This is a genomic window from Streptomyces sp. NPDC030893, from assembly GCF_055571535.1.
On record NZ_JBVIFC010000005.1, the window covers coordinates 35,180 to 53,195 of the forward strand.

Annotated in this window: 17 protein-coding genes; 5 read left to right on the forward strand and 12 right to left on the reverse strand. The window is 73.9% G+C overall.

The window, feature by feature from the left end; translation table 11 throughout:
- Positions 1-45 precede the first annotated feature (45 nt).
- From mnhG to ACZ434_RS12270, 6 genes are read right to left on the reverse strand one after another with little or no spacing between them, the layout of a single operon-like run.
- Complete coding sequence (gene mnhG, locus ACZ434_RS12245) at positions 46-438, reverse strand: monovalent cation/H(+) antiporter subunit G (protein WP_468454597.1); 393 nt, start codon at positions 436-438, stop codon at positions 46-48.
- Positions 435-701, reverse strand: a complete 267-nt coding sequence (locus tag ACZ434_RS12250; RefSeq protein WP_468454599.1) for an MrpF/PhaF family protein — start codon at positions 699-701, stop codon at positions 435-437. The genes mnhG and ACZ434_RS12250 overlap by 4 nt, the downstream gene beginning before the upstream one ends.
- A complete protein-coding gene (locus ACZ434_RS12255; protein WP_468454601.1) occupies positions 698-1,300 on the reverse strand; it encodes a Na+/H+ antiporter subunit E in 603 nt (200 codons plus the stop codon). Before ACZ434_RS12255 ends, ACZ434_RS12250 begins: the two co-directional genes overlap by 4 nt.
- Complete coding sequence (locus tag ACZ434_RS12260; RefSeq protein WP_468454603.1) at positions 1,297-2,829, reverse strand: Na+/H+ antiporter subunit D; 1,533 nt, start codon at positions 2,827-2,829, stop codon at positions 1,297-1,299. The genes ACZ434_RS12255 and ACZ434_RS12260 overlap by 4 nt, the downstream gene beginning before the upstream one ends.
- Complete coding sequence (locus ACZ434_RS12265; protein WP_468454605.1) at positions 2,826-3,257, reverse strand: Na(+)/H(+) antiporter subunit C; 432 nt, start codon at positions 3,255-3,257, stop codon at positions 2,826-2,828. Before ACZ434_RS12265 ends, ACZ434_RS12260 begins: the two co-directional genes overlap by 4 nt.
- Positions 3,254-6,064 carry a Na+/H+ antiporter subunit A gene (locus ACZ434_RS12270; protein ID WP_468454607.1) on the reverse strand — a complete coding sequence of 937 codons (2,811 nt, stop codon included), beginning with the start codon at positions 6,062-6,064 and terminating at the stop codon, positions 3,254-3,256. The genes ACZ434_RS12265 and ACZ434_RS12270 overlap by 4 nt, the downstream gene beginning before the upstream one ends.
- 624 nt (positions 6,065-6,688) lie before the next feature.
- Between ACZ434_RS12270 and ACZ434_RS12275 the strand changes: the two genes are divergently transcribed.
- From ACZ434_RS12275 to ACZ434_RS12285, 3 genes are all read left to right on the forward strand, one after another.
- Positions 6,689-7,597: a hypothetical protein gene (locus tag ACZ434_RS12275; RefSeq protein WP_468454609.1), complete on the forward strand. Its 909-nt coding sequence runs from the start codon at positions 6,689-6,691 to the stop codon at positions 7,595-7,597.
- Positions 7,598-7,780: 183 nt separating this feature from the next.
- Positions 7,781-8,956: an alpha-lytic protease prodomain-containing protein gene (locus ACZ434_RS12280; RefSeq protein WP_468454611.1), complete on the forward strand. Its 1,176-nt coding sequence runs from the start codon at positions 7,781-7,783 to the stop codon at positions 8,954-8,956.
- Positions 8,957-9,143: 187 nt separating this feature from the next.
- Positions 9,144-10,466 carry a lipase family protein gene (locus ACZ434_RS12285; protein ID WP_468454613.1) on the forward strand — a complete coding sequence of 441 codons (1,323 nt, stop codon included), beginning with the start codon at positions 9,144-9,146 and terminating at the stop codon, positions 10,464-10,466.
- Between the two features lie 202 nt (positions 10,467-10,668).
- On the opposite strand, the gene ACZ434_RS12290 is transcribed toward ACZ434_RS12285, so the two are convergent.
- Positions 10,669-11,208: a snapalysin family zinc-dependent metalloprotease gene (locus tag ACZ434_RS12290; RefSeq protein WP_468454615.1), complete on the reverse strand. Its 540-nt coding sequence runs from the start codon at positions 11,206-11,208 to the stop codon at positions 10,669-10,671.
- A gap of 145 nt (positions 11,209-11,353) precedes the next feature.
- On the opposite strand from ACZ434_RS12290, the gene mgrA reads away from it, so the two are divergent.
- Positions 11,354-12,397 (forward strand): L-glyceraldehyde 3-phosphate reductase, encoded by a 1,044-nt coding sequence (mgrA, locus tag ACZ434_RS12295; RefSeq protein ID WP_468454617.1) that lies wholly within the window; start codon positions 11,354-11,356, stop codon positions 12,395-12,397.
- 105 nt (positions 12,398-12,502) lie between these two features.
- Positions 12,503-12,985, forward strand: a complete 483-nt coding sequence (locus ACZ434_RS12300) for an MSMEG_6728 family protein (protein ID WP_468454619.1) — start codon at positions 12,503-12,505, stop codon at positions 12,983-12,985.
- 48 nt (positions 12,986-13,033) lie between these two features.
- On the opposite strand, the gene ACZ434_RS12305 is transcribed toward ACZ434_RS12300, so the two are convergent.
- From ACZ434_RS12305 to ACZ434_RS12325, 5 genes are read right to left on the reverse strand one after another with little or no spacing between them, the layout of a single operon-like run.
- Positions 13,034-14,320 (reverse strand): ABC transporter substrate-binding protein, encoded by a 1,287-nt coding sequence (locus ACZ434_RS12305; protein WP_468454621.1) that lies wholly within the window; start codon positions 14,318-14,320, stop codon positions 13,034-13,036.
- Positions 14,317-15,462: a branched-chain amino acid ABC transporter permease gene (locus ACZ434_RS12310; protein WP_468454623.1), complete on the reverse strand. Its 1,146-nt coding sequence runs from the start codon at positions 15,460-15,462 to the stop codon at positions 14,317-14,319. Before ACZ434_RS12310 ends, ACZ434_RS12305 begins: the two co-directional genes overlap by 4 nt.
- On the reverse strand, positions 15,455-16,351 hold the full coding sequence (locus ACZ434_RS12315) for a branched-chain amino acid ABC transporter permease (RefSeq protein ID WP_468454625.1): 897 nt from the start codon (positions 16,349-16,351) through the stop codon (positions 15,455-15,457). The genes ACZ434_RS12310 and ACZ434_RS12315 overlap by 8 nt, the downstream gene beginning before the upstream one ends.
- Positions 16,348-17,178: an ABC transporter ATP-binding protein gene (locus ACZ434_RS12320; protein WP_468454627.1), complete on the reverse strand. Its 831-nt coding sequence runs from the start codon at positions 17,176-17,178 to the stop codon at positions 16,348-16,350. Before ACZ434_RS12320 ends, ACZ434_RS12315 begins: the two co-directional genes overlap by 4 nt.
- Positions 17,175-17,957: an ABC transporter ATP-binding protein gene (locus tag ACZ434_RS12325; RefSeq protein WP_468454629.1), complete on the reverse strand. Its 783-nt coding sequence runs from the start codon at positions 17,955-17,957 to the stop codon at positions 17,175-17,177. The genes ACZ434_RS12320 and ACZ434_RS12325 overlap by 4 nt, the downstream gene beginning before the upstream one ends.
- Positions 17,958-18,016 lie beyond the last annotated feature (59 nt).

An 18,016-nucleotide genomic window follows, 5' to 3' on the forward strand; every position in this document is an offset into this window, starting at 1 on the left:
GGGCTCTTGCGGAGTCCCGCCGTGCGGGCGCGCGCCGGCGAACCGTCAGCGCTCGCTGTCGTCGCCCTGTTCGGCGGAGCCCTCCGCGTCCACCGGTGTGCCGTCCCGGGCGAGGCGGTCGGCGAGTTCGTCGCGGAGCAGCCGGCCGCGGTCGAGCCCGTGGGTGCGGTACGCGGTGCGGGCGATGATCTGGCTCGTGATCGGCACGGTGAGCAGCTGGAAGAGCGCCACGAGCAGCAGCACCGGAGCGTGCCGCAGAGGCATCTGGGCGGCTGTGCCGAGCAGGACGAGCAGCACTCCGAGTGTCTGGGCCTTGGCGGCGGCGTGCAGCCGGGTCACCGTGTCGGGAAAGCGGAGCAGCCCCACCGCGCCCAGCAGGCAGAAGACCGCGCCGGCCGGGAGGAGCACCGCCGTGACGGCGTCCCGCACGACGGTCATCGCATTCCCTTCCGTTTCTCCAGCAGGTGGGCCGCCGTCACCGACCCGATGAAGGCGAGGAGGGCGACGACGACGAGCACGGGGACGGACGTCGTGTCGTCGCGCGCGACCATGCCCACGGCGGTTCCGGCGAGGACCATGGTCACGAGGACGTCGAGTGCCACGATGCGGTCGAGTGCGCCCGGGCCGCGGACCAGACGCACGAGTGTCAGCAGCCCGGCCACCGCCATCACGGTCAGCGTCACGCCGTACAGGACGGTCATCGTTCCTCCTTCCGGGACTGTCCCGGTGTGCCGTCCGGGTCACGGGGTTCCGGTCCGTCGGTGTCGGCACCCCTGCGGTGGCCGGCCGCGCGCGTGACCCGGCGCTCCACGGCGCGCAACTCGTCACGGCGGTGGCGGATGTCCCGCTCGTCGCGGGCCGGCAGCACGTGGACGAACAGCAGCCTGCGGCGCCGGTCGATCTCCGTCACCACGGTTCCCGGGTTGATGGTGGTGACTTCGGCCACGGCGGTGATCAGCAGGTCGCTGTCGACCCGCAGCGGGGCCTCGATGATCGCGGAGGAGGTTCTCCTGCCGTGGCGGACGGCCTGCCACGCGACGGTGACTCCCGCCCCGACGATGTCCGTGAGCAGCCGGCCCACCAGCCGCCCGATGCCGAGCGGCCGGGGCACGGCGCCCGGCATCACGGGCGGCAGCGGGAAGGTGAGGACCACGGCGACGGCGACGAGCAGGCCGCCGACGAGGGCCACCGCCCCGGTGGAGCCCCACAGCAGGACCCACAGGACCCACAGCCAGACGATCAGCGGCAGATGGTGCAGTGCCCGGCGGGCGCGCCGGGGACGGCTCGGCGGACGGGTCACGGGTTCTCCTCCCCCAGGACGGCGGACCGGTACGACTGCGGGTGCAGCAGGTCCTCGGCCGCCCGTTCGCCGAGGCCGGCGAGCGGGCCCGCGCAGACGGCGATCATGAGACCGGCCGCCGTCATGCCGGCCGCGGCGGCGAGCATCAGGCGGGGCCCGCCCGGACGGGCCGTCGGCGCTCGCGGTTCCTCCGGCGGTGGTGCCCCGCCCCGGTCCTGCGGCCGTCCGGCGAAGGCCGTCGTCCACACCCGGGTCATGGCGTACAGCGTCAGCAGGCTGGTGAGCGTGGCCGCCGCGGCGAGGGTGTACCCGGCCGGGCCGCCCTGTGCGACTCCGGCCTGCAGCAGGGCCAGTTTGGCGATGAAGCCGGAGAAGGGCGGGATCCCGGACAGGCTCATGGCCGGGACCGCGAACAGCACGACGATCAGGAGGCCGGGGGCCGGCCGGCGCTTCATGCGGTGCAGGGCCGCGGTGCCGGTGCGGCGCACGGCGAGGCCGGCGGCGAGGAACAGGGACGCCTGGACGACGATGTGGTGGACGACGTAGAGGATGGAGCCGGTCAGGCCCCGGGTGTCGAAGAGCGCCAGCCCGAACAGCATGAAACCGATGTGGCTGACGAGGGTGAAGGACAGCAGCCGGTTGAGGTCGTCCTGGGCGATGGCGCCGAGGATCCCCACCAGCATGGTGACGATCGCCGCGCAGGCCAGCAGCGTCCACGCGTCGTGGCGGGGGAAGAGCAGGGTCTGGGTGCGCAGGAGCACGTACACGCCGGCCTTGGTCAGCAGGGCGGCGAACACGGCGGTGATCGGCGCGGGGGCGGTGGGGTAGCTGTCGGGCAGCCAGAAGTGCATCGGCACGATGGCCGTCTTGATGCCGAGGACCGCCAGGAGCAGCAGGGCGAACGCCCCGCGCAGCCCGTCCGGGAGTTCGGCGAGCCGCGGGCCGAGCTGCGCCAGCGTGACCGTGCCGGTGGCCGCGTAGATCAGGCCGATCAGGGTGAGGAAGAGCAGGGACGACGTGAGGCTGACGATCGTGTACGTCATCCCCGCGCTGGTGCGGTCGTCGTCGGCGTCCAGGGTGATCAGGACGTAGGAGGCGGCGAGCATCACCTCGAAGGCGACGAAGAGGTTGAACAGGTCGCCGGAGAGGAACGCCAGGCTCACGCCCGTGACGAGCAGCAGGTAGGCGGGGTGGAAGACCGCCGCCGAGCGGGTGCGTTCCTCGGCGGTGCCCTGGCCGATGGCGAAGACCAGCACGGCCAGCTCGACCAGGGTCGCCACGATGAGCAGCAGGGACGACAGCCGGTCGGCCACGAGGGTGACGCCCAGGGGGGCGGGCCAGCCGCCGACGTGCAGTGCCTGCGGTCCGCGGGTGTCGGCCAGGACGAGGAGCGCGGTCTCGCAGACGAGGACGGCGGCGAGGACGCCCGTGCTGAGGAGGCGCACCACACCGTGGGGCAGGCGGAGCAGGCAGAGGCCGGCGGCGAGGGCCGGCAGCAGGACGGGAAGGGCCGGCAGGGCCGCCGTCATCGGTTCTCCTCCCTCGTGGTGCCGCCCGCCGTGTGCCCCGGCGCGGGGTCGTCGTCGGCGCGTTCCCGGGCGGTGCCGATCCGCCGGTCCTCCACGTCGTCGCGCACCTCGTCGTGTCCGGACAGGCGCCAGGACCGGTAGGCCAGGGCGACGAGGAAGACGGTGAGTCCGAAGGTGATCACGATCGCCGTGAGTGCCATGGCCTGCGGCAGCGGGTCGGCCATCCCCGCGGGGTCCGCCTCCTCGCCCCGCAGTACCGGGGGCCGTCCGGGGCTGCCCCCGGCGACCAGCAGCAACAGGTTGGTGCCGTGGCCCAGGAGGATGAAACCGAGGACGATCCGCATCAGCGACCGCTGCAGCATGAGATGGAATCCGGCGGTGAACAGGCCTCCGACCACGAGTGCCATCGTCACGTCGATCGTGTTCACCGCGCGTTCGCCTCCCTCTCGTCCTCGCCGAGCGAGACGCCCACCGCCGACAGCAGTTGGAGCACGACCCCCACCACGAGCAGATAGACCCCGATGTCGAAGAACAGGCTGGTCGCGATCTCGACCGTGCCCAGCACCGGCGGACGGACCGTCACCACGGCGCTCTCCAGCGGCACACCGCCGAAGGCGAGTGGCGCGAGGCCGGCGGCGGACGCGAGCAGCACTCCGGAGCCGGCGACCACGCTCGCGGGTACCCGTACGGCTGCCCCGAGATCCGCCCGTCCGCCCACCAGGTACCGCAGGACGAACGCCAGGCCCGCCACCAGGCCGCCGGAGAAGCCCCCACCGGGGCGGTAGTGGCCGGAGAACAGCAGGAACAGCGACAGCAGCAGGATCGAGGGGAACAGCAGGCGGGTGGCCACCTCCAGCAGCACCGACCGCTCTCCGCCGGGCCGCTCGCCGGCGCCCGGCAGCCACGTCCCCACCGGTTCGTCCCAGTGGGCGGTCGGGAACGTGCCGTCCTGTCCGCCGCCGCCGGGCGTCCGCGCTCCCCCGCCGCCCACCCGCACCAGGCTCACGACACCGACCGCCGCGACCAGCAGCACCGAGATCTCCCCCAGCGTGTCCAGGGCGCGGAAGTCGACGATGATCGCGTTGACGATGTTCTTGGCCCCCGCCTCCGGCGCCCGCCGCGCGTACTCCTGTGAGATCGCCGGGCTCGTACGGGCGGCCGAGGCGACCAGGGCGAAGCAGGTCACGAAGACCCCCACCGCGCCGGCCGTCACGGCCCGCAGGTGACGCGCCCGTGACGTGGTCCGGCCCGGACTGAATCGGGGCGGCATCCGGCGCAGCACGAGCACCACCATGACCAGCGTCATCGTCTCCACGAGGAACTGGGTGAGCGCGAGGTCCGGCGCGCCCCGCACCACGAACACCGCCGCCACCGCGTAGCCCACGGCACCGGCCAGCAGGACACCGGTGAGCCGGTGCCGGGTGGCGACCACGGCCCCGGCCGCCGTCAGCATCACCACCGCGAGGAACGGCTCGATGGGCGACCACCACGGCTGCGGTGAGCCCGGCGAGGGCGCCGCCGCCGCCAGCGCGACGCCCGGGACCAGTACCAGGGTCGCCAGCAGCACGGTGAGGTAGACGGGCAGCGAGCCGACCTGTGTATGCGCGGTGACGACCGTGGCGAGCCGGTTCAGGGCCGCGGTCGCACGGTCGAAGGCGCGCTGCACGTCCGGCATCCGGGGCACCGGCCAGGTGTCGCGTCGGGCCAGGTGGAGGAGGCCGCCGAGGACCAGGGTCAGCGCCGACAGGCCGAGCACGGGAGTGAACCCGTGCCACAGGGAGAGCTCGTACGGGGCGTGCGGTCCCGTCGGGTACACGTCCGCGTAGGCGGTGGCGACGGCCGCGGTGGCCGCGTAGCCCACGCCGAGCAGCAGCCCGGCTGCCGACAGGACGGCCGCCGGCGCGACGAACCCGGGCGCGGGGCGCTCCGCTTGTGCCACCACGGCGTTGGGACGTCCGCCGAAGGCGCCCGACACGAAGCGCGCGGCATACGCCACGGTCAGCACGGACCCGGTCACGAGGGCGGCGGTCAGCAACCGGTGTCCCCCGAGGCCGGTGCCGTCCCAGAACGCCTCCAGGGCGGCTTCCTTGCCGACGAACCCCAGGAGCGGCGGCAGGCCGGCCATCGAGGCTGCGGCGAGCCCGGCGACCGCGCACAGCACCGGCATGCGGCGCCCCACACCCGACAGCTCCCGCATGTCCCGCGTCCCGGTCTGGTGGTCCAGGATCCCGACCGACAGGAACAGCGTCGCCTTGAACGCCGCATGGGCGAGCAGCATCACCACGCCGGCGAGCGCGGCGGTGCGTGTTCCGGCGCCCAGCAGGGCGGTGAGCAGCCCCAGTTCGCTGATCGTGCCGTAGGCCAGGAGCAGCTTCAGGTCGGTCGCGCGCAGGGCACGCCAGGCGGCGAGCACCATCGTGGTCAGGCCCACCGCGAGCACCATCGGCCGCCACGGGTCCACCTCCGCCAGGGCGGGTGCCAGCCGGGCCACCAGGTAGACCCCGGCTTTGACCATCGCGGCGGCGTGCAGGTAGGCGCTGATCGGGGTGGGGGCCACCATCGCCGCGGGCAGCCAGCCGTGCAGCGGCATCTGCGCGGACTTGGCGAACGCTCCGACCAGGACGAGCACCGCCGCCGCGGAGACCGTGCCGCCGCGCGGCGGATCGGCCAGGATCTCCGAGACGCGGTAGGTGCCCGCCGCCTCGCCGAGCATGACGAATCCGAGCAGCATGACCAGGCCGCCGGCCGTGGTGACCAGCAGCGCCTGCCGGGCGGCGCGGCGCTCCTCCGGTTCGCCGCGGCCCTCGATGAGCAGGAAGGAGGCGACCGTGGTCAGCTCCCAGAAGACGTAGAGGACGAAGAGGTTGTCGGCGAGCACGAGTCCCGCCATCGCCCCGGCGAAGGCCAGCAGCAGGGAGGCCGTGCGCCCGGCGTCCCGCTCGATGTAGTACCGGCAGTAGAGCAGCACCAGGGCTCCGACACCGGCGACGATCCACAGCATCAGCAGGGACAGGGCGTCCAGCCGCAGGTCGATCGTCAGTCCCAGCGACGGGGCCCAGGAGAGGGACTCCCGGTACTCGCCGCCGTCCAGGATCCCCGCCGCCCGCGTACCGGCCCACACCACCGCAGCCAGCGGCACCAGGGCCGCCACGGTCCACACGGCACGGCCGAGCCGCCGCTGCCACCAGGGGATCGCCGCCGCGACCCCCGCGTGGGCGGCAAGCAGGAACAGCACCGCACCAACTCCTTAGTGGAACCCGGCCGTCGTCGGCGGCCGGCACGCTCCGCTCGGTCGTGGGGGTGTACCCCGGCCGCCGGCCCTGGGTGCCCGATGCCGTGGCATTCAATCCTGACGGGTGCGGCAGACGGGTGCGTGGCCGCGCCGAACGCCGCCGGCGGGTGCGGTCCTGCGGCAGTACGGGTGAGGCGGGTGAGGGCACCGGCGGCGCCGTGCCGGTGCCCGGTGCGCCTGCCGGGGACGTCCGCCCGGCCCGTCCCCGGCAGGCGCGCCCGGCACGCCGCACGCCCCCCGCCGCACCGACTCCGCGGCCGGTCCCGGCGGGCGTCGTGGCCCGGCCCCTCCCCCGGCGGACCGCGCGGTCCGGTGCCGGCCGCGCCGGCCGGTACCTCCCGCAACCGGGGCCTCTCCGACCGGATCGGAGCTCCTTCTCCCCTGCCCACCGGCACACGTCCCGGGAAGACGACCGCCCCCACGCCACCGCGGCCACCCGCACCCTCACCCGGCCCGGTACCGCCCCGGCGACTCAGCGCCCCGGGACCCCGGCGGCCCAGCGGCCCGGTCGGAGCCGTGCGTCGTCCCGATGTGCGGTGTCGTCCGGCTCGGTGGAGTGTGGGCGTCATGCGGCGCAAGGACGTAGGGGACGGCGGGGACGACGCGGTGGAGGCGGTCCTCGACGAGCTCTACGCGCTGCCGCCGTCCGACTTCGTCGCCCGGCGCGAGGAGCGGGCCGCGGCCGCCAGGTCGGCCGGGCGGGCCGGCGACGCCCGCCGTATCCATGCCGCCCGCCGCCCCACCCTCGCGGCCTGGGCTGCAAACCTGCTCCGGCGCTCCCGGCCCGACGAGGCGGAGCGGTTCCTGGACCTCGGACGGGCCCTGCGCGAAGCCCACGCCTCCCTGGATCCGAGCGGGCTGAGGGAGCTGTCGGCCCAGCGGCGGCGGATCGTCTCCGAGTTGTCCCGGCAGGCGGCGAACCTGGCGCGGGAGGCCGGGCATCCGTTGTCGGAGTCGGTCCAGCGGGATGTCGAGACGACCCTGCGCGCCGTGCTCGCCGATCCGGAGGCGGCCGGCCTGTGGGCCACCGGCCGGGTGGAGAGCGCGCTCACCCCGCCCTCCGGGTTCACCACGGAGACGGCCGCCGTGCGGGGCCCCGCGCGGAAGACGTCCCGCGCGCCGTCCGCCCCGGCGGGGAGGAAGGACCAGCTCGCGGAACAGCGCGCGAAACGGCTCGCCCGCGCCCGCGAGGCGGCCCGCGCGGCCGGGGAGCGGCTGCGTCAGGCGCGTACGGAACAGGAGGACGCCGGGGCCTCGCTGCGGCGGGCACGCGAGCACCACCGGGAGGCCGGGGAACGGGTGTCCGCGCTGGAGGAGCAGCTCCGGGACGCCCGCGCGGAGCTGGAACGGGCGGAGCGGGAGCAGCGGGAGGCGGAGCAGCAGGAGCGGACCGCCGCGGACGCCCTGGCCCGGGCCCGGCGGGAGGCGGACGCCGCCGCCGGGGAGGCCGAGCGGGCGGAGCGGGGCTCGCGCTGAACGGGGCGGCGGGGCCGACCGGTTGACACGCGCCCCTGACGGTACGTCGGCCGAAATGGGCCGCGCTTTGGCATAGACCTGACACGAACCGCTCGCTAAGCTCGGCTCACCTCACAGTGAGAGCGCTCTCACACTGCGGTTGTTCCACCCCCACCTTGCTGGAACGACGAAGGGCAACCTTCCATGAGACGCATCGGACTCACGCGTGCCTGCGTGGCCGCACTGCTCGTGATCGGCAGCTGGACCGCGGCCGGCACCGTGCCCGCCGCGGCACAGGACGCCCCCGACTCCCCCGCCGCCCGTACCGCCGGCTCCGCGCCCGCCTCCACCGCCCTGCTGGACGCCATGCAGCGGGACTTCGGGCTGAGCCGCGCCGAGGCGGAGGACCGGCTGGCCGCCGAGCGCCGGGCCGCCGACCTCGCACCCGAGGCACGGAAGACCGCCGGGCCTGCCTACGGTGGCGCCTGGTTCGACGCCGGGAGCGAGAAGCTGACCGTCGCCGTCACCGAGGACGCCGGCGCCTCCACCGTCGAGGACCTGCGCGCGTCCGGCGCCGCCGTGCGCACGGTCGAGCACAGCGCGCGGCAGCTCGACGCCGCCAAGTCCCGTATCGACCGCCTGGACGCGCCGCCGGGCGTCAGCAGCTGGTCCGTCGATCCGGCCGCCAACTCGGTCGTGGTGAACGTCGTCGACGGCGAGCGGGCCGACAACGATGTCCGCGCCTTCGTCGCCAGGGCCCGCGCGGCCGGGCCGGTCACCGTGCGGACCGTGCCGGCCCGGGCCGAGACCTTCGCCGCCGGAACGGTGGGCGGCGACCCCTACTACACCGGCAACGTCCGCTGCTCCATAGGCTTCTCGGTGCACGGCGGCTTCGTCACCGCCGGGCACTGCGGCGGGGTGGGCCAGCAGGTCAGGGGCTGGGACGGTTCGTACATCGGCAACTTCCAGGGCTCCTCGTTCCCGGGCAACGACTACGCCTGGGTGAACGTGGGCAGCGGCTGGTGGACGGTGCCGGTGGTGCTCGGCTGGGGCACGGTGTCGGACCAGCTGGTGCGCGGCTCGGCGGAGGCGCCGGTCGGGGCCTCGATCTGCCGCTCCGGCTCCACGACCCACTGGCACTGCGGCAGGGTGCTGGCCAAGAACGAGACGGTCAACTACAGCCAGGGCGCGGTGCATCAGATGACCAAGACCAGCGTGTGCGCCCAGGGCGGCGACTCGGGCGGCTCGTTCATCAGCGGCGACCAGGCGCAGGGCGTCACCTCCGGCGGCTGGGGCAACTGCTCCAGCGGGGGCGAGACCTGGTTCCAGCCGGTCAACGAGATCCTCAACCGCTACGGGCTGACACTGCACACGGCCTGACCCTCCGACAGTTCACCAGCGGGCCCCGCCGGACCACCGGCGGGGCCCGCTCCCGCGTGCCGGGACGAGCCACGCGGCAGCGCGCCGCCAAAAGTTACCGTGCCGTAACTTACTGACGGGTTACCGGAGGTAAGTGAGCGCTGTTAGTTTCACGTTTCACCTTCTGGAGCAGAGCGAGGAGTGAGCCGTGAGCCGTATCAGCAGCGTGCTGACCACTGTCGTCGCCACGACGGCCTGTGTCTGCGTGTCGGCGGCGCCCGCCACCGCGAGCGAGCCCGTGGTCTCCCGGGGCGTCACCATCCCCGCCTTCTACACCCCGCCCGCCGAACTCCCCGCGGGCAACGGCGTACTGGTCCGCCACGAGCCACTGCGCCTCGGGCTGAGCCTGCCCGGTCTGGACGGCCGCTCCCTGCCCGGCACGGCGACCCGGCTGATGTACACCTCCACCGACTCGAACGGGCAGCCGGTGGCCGTCACCGGGGCCTACATCGAGCCGTCCGCCGGCTGGAAGGGCGACGGGCCCCGGCCCCTGGTGGTCGTCGGCTCCGGAACCATGGGCCAGGGCGACCAGTGCGCCCCCTCGCTGGCGCTCCAGAACCCGCTGACCCTCAACGGGCAGACGGTGTCGTTCGGGTACGAGACGCTGGCGGTCTACCGGCTGCTCGCCACCGGGGCGGCCGTCGTCGTCACCGACTACGCGGGCCTCGGCACGACCGACCGGCTGCACACCTACGTCAACCGCGTCGACGAGGGCCACGCCATGCTGGACGCCGCCCGCGTCGCCCGCGCCGTGCCGGGCGCCTCGGTCACGGCCGCCTCCCGCGTGGCCATGTACGGATACAGCCAGGGCGGCGGTGCCAGCGCCTCCGCGGCCGAACTGCAGAGCACTTACGCACCCGACGTGCCGCTCGTCGGCACCTACAGCGGCGCGCCGCCCGCCGATCTGGCGGCGGTGACCAAGGGCATCGACGGCAGCGCCCTGGCCGGCGCGCTGGCCTGGTCCATCAGCGGCTTCGCCCAGGCCGAACCCGAGCTGCGCGCGGTCGTCGACGAGCACGTCAACGCCGCCGGACGCGAGGCGCTCGAGGACCTCTCCACCGCGTGCACCGGGGACGCGATCCTCGAGTACGGCTTCACCAGGAGCACCAAGTGGACCGCCGACGGACGGCCCCTCTCCGACGTCCTGGCCGCCGAGCCCGGCGCCCGGGCGGTCCTCGACAAGCAGCGCCTCGGCACGATGAGGCCCACCGGGCCGGTCCGTCTGGCCACCGGCGTCCAGGACGACATCGTCCCGCACGCGCAGGCACGCCAACTGGCCGTGGACTGGTGCAAGAAGGGCGGTGACGTCACGTACAAGGCCGTGGCGCTGCCCAACCTCGGCGACAAGCTCCTCACCAACCACCTGGCACCGCTCCTCACCGACCAGGGCGACGCGGTGGAGTGGCTGGCCGACCGGCTCGAAGGCAAGGCGACGCGCTCCAACTGCTGGACCATGCCGGTCCAGCCCTGAGCCGCCGACCCCACGCGACGAGCCCCGTCCCGGAGTTCCGGGACGGGGCTCGTGAGGGAGCGCCGGGCAGGCCTTGCACCTGCATCTCCCCGCAGGAAGCGGGGCGTCTTTCCTTGGACCACCAACGCGCGGTCCGGTGCGGAGGTTTCCCTCGCCCTGACCTGAGACAACCGTAGCGGTGATCGCCCCGGTTGTCACATCGTCACATGAGCGCCCCGGCGCCGGCTCCCTCGAAGTTCTTCTCGACCTGCGCCTTCTCCGCCGCGTCCGGGTACGCGTTCGCGCACGAGGTGCCGGCGCTCGCGCCCGACATCAGGCTGGAGCAGGGACCGGGCTTGCGGTCGGGCAGGCCCAGCATGTGGCCGATTTCGTGGGCCGTGACGCGGACCGTGGAGTGGCCCTGCTCGATCGCCTGGCGGCCGATGTAGACGGTGCCCGTGCCCAGGGAGCCGGGGAGGGAGCGCGGCCAGCCGTCGTCCGCCACGACCCGGATGTCGGCGCGCTGCCCGGCCGCGGCGGGGCGCAGCTCGACGCCGTCGACGCTCTCGTTCCAGATGGCCGCGCCGCGGTCGACCGCGGCCCGGAACTCCGCGGCGGCCCTCGCGTCGTAGGTGAGCACCCGGTCGGCCGCCGGCGGCCGGGCGGCGGCGCCGGAGGGGACGGCCCCGGCCGGTCCGGTCAGTGCGGGGGCGGACAGCGCGAGTACCGCGGCCAGGCCGCCGGTCAGCGTACGGACGCGCATGGAAGACCTCCTGGGGATTCAGAAGCGGTACCGCTGAATTCCATGGAACGGATCGGTTGGACTTCCGGATCGCACGGGGGCACTGTGGGCAAGGATCAACACCATCCCACGGGACACCCCCGCCCGCATCACCGGAGACCACCCGATGAACCACACCGCCCGTCCCGAGCGCTACGACGGCACCATGCGCTACCGGCGCACCGGCCGCTCGGGGCTCGACCTCCCCCTGCTGTCCCTGGGCTACTGGCACAACTTCGGCGACGACCGGTCCTTCGAGACACAGCGCGAGATCGCCCTGCGCGCCTTCGACCTCGGCATCACCCACCACGATCTGGCGAACAACTACGGCCCGCCGTACGGCTCCGCCGAGATCAACTTCGGCCGGCTGATGAAGCGGGACCTCGCTCCGTACCGGGACGAGCTGGTGGTCTCCACCAAGGCCGGCTGGGACATGTGGCCCGGCCCCTACGGCCGGGGCGGCGGCTCCCGCAAGTACCTGCTGGCGTCGCTGGACCAGTCCCTGAAGCGCATGGGCCTGGAGTACGTCGACATCTTCTACTCTCACCGCCTCGACCCCACCACGCCCCTGGAGGAGACCATGGGCGCGCTGGACACGGCGGTCCGCCAGGGCAAGGCGCTCTACGTCGGCATCTCCTCCTACGACGCCGAGCGCACCCGCCGGGCCGCGGCCATCCTCCGTGACCTCGGCACCCCGCTGTTGATCCACCAGCCGTCGTACAGCATGCTGAACCGCTGGATCGAGACGGACGGTCTGCTGGACGTGGCCCGGGAGGAGGGCTTCGGGGTCATCGGGTTCACGGCGCTCGCCCAGGGACTGCTGACCGGGCGCTACCTGAACGGCGTACCCGACGACTCCCGGGCGGCGGCGGGCAAGTCGTTCGACTCCGGGTGGCTGACGGACGACATGCTGCACCGGCTGCGTGCCCTGAACGGCATCGCGGCCCGGCGCGGGCAGACCCTCGCCCAGATGGCGCTGGCCTGGGCGCTGCGCGACCCCCGGGTCACCTCGCTGGTGATGGGCGCCTCCCGCGCCGAGCAGCTGGAGCAGAACGTGGCCGCGCTGGAGAACCTCGACTTCTCCGCCGGGGAACTGGCCGAGATCGACACGTACGCCACCGACGGCGGCGTCGACCTGTGGCGCGAGGCACGGCTGGGCACGATGGGCTGAGCCCTCCGCCCGCCGCCCCCGTGTGTGGGCCGCCGGGAAACGGGAACTGCGGTGCGGTGAGCCGCGCTCCGACGACGCGGTGCTCCCGGCCCCTCGGACGGACCCGTGCAGACCTTCCTGCCGTACCCCGGCTTCCACGAGTCGGCGCTGGTGCTCGACCGGCGCCGGCTCGGCAAGCAGCGGGTCGAGGCGATCCAGGTGCTGCGCGGTCTGATCGTGCCGGGCTACGGATGGCGCCGCCATCCCGCGGTGCGCATGTGGACCGGGTACGAGGAGGCTCTGGTGCGCTACGGCCTGGACGTCTGCCGGGTGTGGCGCGACCGGGGCCACCAGGACAGCTGCGCCGCCACCCTCGTGGCCGACCTCGCCGCCGTACGGCCCGGTGCGCCGGTGCGCGGTCAGCGGGAGCTGGCCGAGGCCGGTGAGCTGCCGCCGTGGCTCGGGGAGGAGGCCCTGCACCGCAGTCACCGTTCGGCGCTGCTGCGCAAGGAACCCGGCGTCTACGCGGAGGTCTTCCCCGGGGAGCCGGACGACCTGCCGTACGTGTGGCCGTCGTCCGACCGGGATCCGGAGGCGGGCGGCGGCTGACCCCGGCGTCCCCCTCCCCTGGGGTCCGCCGGGGCGTATGGCCGTCCGTCACCCGGCGGACAGGTAGTCCTCCACTCCCGGGGCCGCGTGCGCGTCCTCGGCGTTCACGACGCCGCCGACCGCCTTGGCGTCGGGCTTGAGCACATAGGTCCTGACACTGGCCGGGCGGTCGACGTCGGAGAAGTTCTGCGGGGTGCCGAGGCCGGTGTCGGCGTTCGTCTGCGAACGGTGCGCCTTGACGACGTCCTCACGGGTGAGGCCGCCCGCCTCGCAGGCCTTCTTCAGATCGGCGCCCATGAGCTGGGCGGCGTTGTACCCGGACAGCACGCCGGAGTCGACCGGCGAGTCCGGGTACTTCTTCTGGTACGAGGCCACCATGCGCTGCACGCCGGGCAGGTCGGAGCTGACCGCGGGGGCGGCGCTGACGATGCTGAGCATCGCCGCGAGGGCGGGAGCCGCGGGCGTCTTCATCAGCTGGGGCGCGAAGCCGGGGGCGCTGCTGACGACGGGCACCTTCAGGCCGCGGGAGGCGGCGACACCGACCAGCGAGGCCGTCTGCGCGGGTCCGGCGCTGATCAGAACGGCCTTGACGCCCTCCTTGCTCAGGGCCGAGACCTGGGCGGACAGGTCGGTGTCGGTCGCCTTGATCTTCTGCCCGGCCACCTTCAGGCCGGCCTGTTCGGCCGCCCAGGTGGAGCCCTCCAGGGCGTTGGCGCCGTAGTCGCCCTCGAAGTAGACGTGGCCGATGGTGTCGCCCTTCTTCAGGCCCTTGGTGCGGGTGAGGAACTCCACCGCTGCGATCATGTCGACGTCGTAGGTGGTGCCGAGCACCTGGATGGCGTCCTTGCCGAGCAGGGAGGCCGCCCACGCCTGCGGGAAGGTCAGCATCTTGTCCTGCTGGATGTCGTCGAGCAGGGCCGCGACCACCGGGGAGCCGATGACCTGGGGCAGCGCCACCACGTCGGGGGCGATGTCGGCGTAGGCGGTGACCGCCTTCTGCACGTCGTAGCCGTGGTCCTTGACGACGATCTCGACCTCGCGGTCGCAGATGCCGCCGTCGGCGTTGACCTCGTCGGCCCACATCTGCTGGGCCTGCACGATGCTCTTGCCGAGGGTGGCGTAGGGGCCGGTCAGGTCGGTGAGGGCGCCCAGCCGGATGGTGCCGGCGTCGATGCCGGGTCCGGTGCGGACGCCGTCGGCGGCCTCGCCGCCGCCCTTGCCGTCCTCCGCCTTGGAACTGCATCCGGTGGCCGCGAGCAGCAGGACGAGGGCGCCGGCGAGGACGGTGCCGGCGGTGCGGTGCCGGTTGCGGCGCCTGTGGTGCGTGGTGTTCACGGGGTGTGCTCCTTGGGTCGTGCGGCTGCGGCCGGCTGCGGTGGCGAAGGGACGTCGGTTGCGTTGGCGGGGGTACGGGACCGTCGGCGCCGTACGCGGTCACGGGCCCGGCGCGCCAGGCCGTGCAGACCGTCGGGTGCGTACAGCAGGACCAGGACGATGGCCGCGCCGTAGAGGTAGCGGGCGGCCTCGGTGGGGCCCACGGCGCCCTCGGCCGAGCCGGGGGCGGCGACCAGCGGGAGCTGGTCGGCGTAGCGGGTCATCAGCAGGGGCAGTGCGGTGACGAAGACGGCCCCGGCGGTGGCTCCGGCGACGGAGCCCAGACCGCCGATGACGATCATGGCGAGGTAGTCGACGGAGAGGACGAGGGAGAAGTAGTCCGGGACGACGCGGCGGAAGGCGAGCGCCAGGAGCACGCCCGCGAGGCCGGCGTACATCGACGACACGACGAATGCGGCGGAGCGGTGCCGGGCGACGTCGACGCCCATCACGGCGGCCGCGGTCTCGCTGTCGCGCAGGGCGGCCAGCGCGCGGCCGGGGCGTGAGCGCAGCAGGCCGCGGGCGGTGAACCAGGTGAATGCGAACAGGGCCAGGCCCAGGAACCACAGCCGCTCCTCCGCGCCGAACGGCACGCCGAGGACGGTCAGTTCGGGGTCGGTCTCGGCGAAGGTGAAGCCGCCGAGGGTCAGCGGGGGCACGGAGCGGCCGTTGAAGCCACCGGTGACGGAGTCCGCGGTGAGCAGGACGTGGTGGCCGAGGAAGACCAGGGCGAGGGTCGCGATGCCGAGGTAGATGCCCTTGACCCGGGCGGCGACGGGGCTGAACAGCCCGCCGGCCGCTCCGGTGAGCAGCACCGCGAGGAGCGCGGCGAGGGCCGGTGGCAGTCCCGGTCCGGGTTCGCCCGCGAACCATGCGTAGCCGTAGGCGCCGACGGCGAGGAAGAAGGCGTGGCCGAGGGAGAGCTGGCCGGCGGTGCCGCTGAGCAGGGCCAGTCCGACGGCGCCGATGGCGGCGGCCATGGAGAACAGGCCGATGCGCAGCCAGAAGGCGTCCAGGTAGAACGGCGGCAGGCACAGCAGGACGGCGAGGAGCAGCAGCCTGCCGCGCCGGCGGGTCAGTGCCCCGAGGAGTCGGTCAGACACGGGCCGCTCCCTTCGCGCCGAACAGCCCGGTGGGCCGTACCAGAAGCACCAGCAGCATCACCGCGTACGGGGCGACGTCGCCGAACCCCTCGCCGAGGACGTGCAGTTCGGACTGGTAGCCGACGACAAGCGCCTCGGTCAGGCCGATGATCAGGCTGCCCGCGAGGGCGCCGGCCGGGGAGGCCAGTCCGCCGAGGATCGCGGCGGGGAAGGCGTTGAGGGCGATCTGGCCGGTGGTGCGCTCCAGGCCCGGCGCGGGGAACGCGGCGAGGAAGACCGCCGCCAGTGCGGCGAGCGCGCCCGCCAGGCACCAGGCGCCCGCCCGGATCCGGCCGAGCCGTACGCCCATGAGCGCGGCGGCCTCCAGGTCCTCGGCCGCGGCCCGCAGGGAGAGCCCCCAGGGGGTGAACCGGAACAGTGCGAACACCGCGCCGATGACGACGGCCGACACCACGATGGCGGCGAGCCGGCTGTCCGCGACGGTCAGCGGCCCCAGTTCGGTCACCGCGTCGCCCCAGGGGTCGCCGAGCGACAGCAGGTCGCCGCCGATGCGCCGGGCGAGGTCGGTGAGCAGGACGATGTCGATACCGATGGTGACGATGGTCTGCACGTGCGCGGAGTGGGCGTCCTGGCCGCCGCGTTGCAGCAGGAAGCGGTCGAGCGCGCCGGCGAGGGCGGCCGTGGTGAGGACGGCCAGGGCGAGCGCTCCGGCGAAGCCGAGGTCGTCGTGGAGCACGGCGATGAGGTAGCCGCCGAACAGGAGCAGGGAGCCGTGGGCGAAGTTGAGGACGCCGGAGGCCTTGAAGATGACGACGAAGCCGAGGGCGACCAGCGCGTAGACCGCGCCGAGTGCCAGTCCGCCGAGGATGTTGTCGAGGAATACCGTCATGCCGCGTCCTCCCCGGTCGCGTCGGTGCCGAGGTAGGCGCGCAGCACCTCGGGGTCCTGGCGGACCTCGTCGGGGCTGCCGTGGGCGATGCGCCGGCCGAAGTCGAGCACGGTCACGTCGTCGGCGAGACGCATGACCAGGCCCATGTCGTGCTCGACGAGGACGATGGACAGGCCGAGTTCGGCGCGCAGTTCGCCCACGACCTCGGCGGTGCGGGCGCGTTCGGCGGCGTTCATGCCGGCCACCGGTTCGTCGAGGAGCAGCACGCGTGGCTCCAGGCAGAGGGCGCGGGCGAGTTCGACGCGCTTGCGGTCGCCGTACGACAGCAGCGCGACGGGACTGTCGAAGTGCTGCCCCAGGCCGGTGAGTTCGGCGATGTCGCGGGCCCGGCCGAGGTGCTCGCGCTGTTCGCGCCGGGCGCTCGGCAGACGCAGCGCGCTCGCGGCGAAACCGGCGCGGGACAGGACGTGGCGGCCGAGCATGAGGTTGTCGGCGACCGTGCCGTGGGTGGTGACGATGTTCTGGAAGGTGCGGGCCACGCCGAGCGCGGCGATGCGGTGCGGGGCGAGCCGGGTGAGTTCGGTGTCGCCGAGGGTCACCGTGCCTTCGGCCGGGCGGCACAGGCCGGACAGCACGTTGAAGCAGGTGGACTTGCCGGCGCCGTTGGGCCCGATGAGCGCGTGCACCGAGCCGGGGGCGACGGTGAAGGAGACGCCGTCGAGGGCGGTGAGTCCGGCGAAGCGCACGGTGACGTCCCGTACGTCGAGCACGGGCGGTGCGGTGACCGGCGGTGCCGTGACCGGCGGTGCGGTGGTGCGGTCGTTCACGCGGCCCCCTGGTCCTCGGCCGACTCGCCCAGGTAGAGGCGGCGTACGGCGTCGGTGCGGGCGAGTTCGTCGGCGGGGCCGGACAGGCGGGTCTCGCCCACCTCCAGGACGTGCGCGTGGTCGGCGAGGGAGAGCGCCATGCCGGCGTTCTGCTCGACGAGGAGCACGGCGGTGCCCTGGGCGTTGATCTCGCGGATCACCTCGGCGATCCGGTACACCATCTGCGGTGCGAGGCCGAGGGAGGGCTCGTCGAGGAGCAGCAGGCGGGGGGCGGCCATCAGGGCGCGGCCGATGGCGAGCATCTGCTGCTCGCCGCCGGAGAGCAGGCCGGCGGCCTGGTGGGTGCGTTCGGCCAGGCGGGGGAAGAGCGTGAAGACGCGGTCGCGGGCCTCCTGGACCTGGGCGCGTCCGCGCCGGCCGAGGCCGAGGCCGCCGGAGCGGAGGTTCTCGTCGACCGAGAGTCCGGCGAACACCCGCCGTCCCTCGGGGACCTGGACGACTCCGGCGCGTACCGCCGCGACGGGGTCCTTGCCGTCGAGCACCGTCCCGCCGTAGCGGATACGGCCGGCCGTGACCGCGCCGCGGTGCAGGCGCAGCGTGCCGGACACCGCCCGCAGCAGGGTGGTCTTGCCGGCCCCGTTGGCGCCGAGCAGCGCGACGACGGCGCCGGGCGGCACGCTCAGGGACACGGAACGGAGAGCGGACAGCGCACGCCCGTACGTCACGTCGACGTTCTCGACGTGCAGGGCGGGCAGGCCGTCCGGTGGTGCTTCGGGCATCACGGCTCCTCGGGGACCGCGGCCACGTCGGCGTCGGCGTCGTCGGCGGTGGCGGTGCG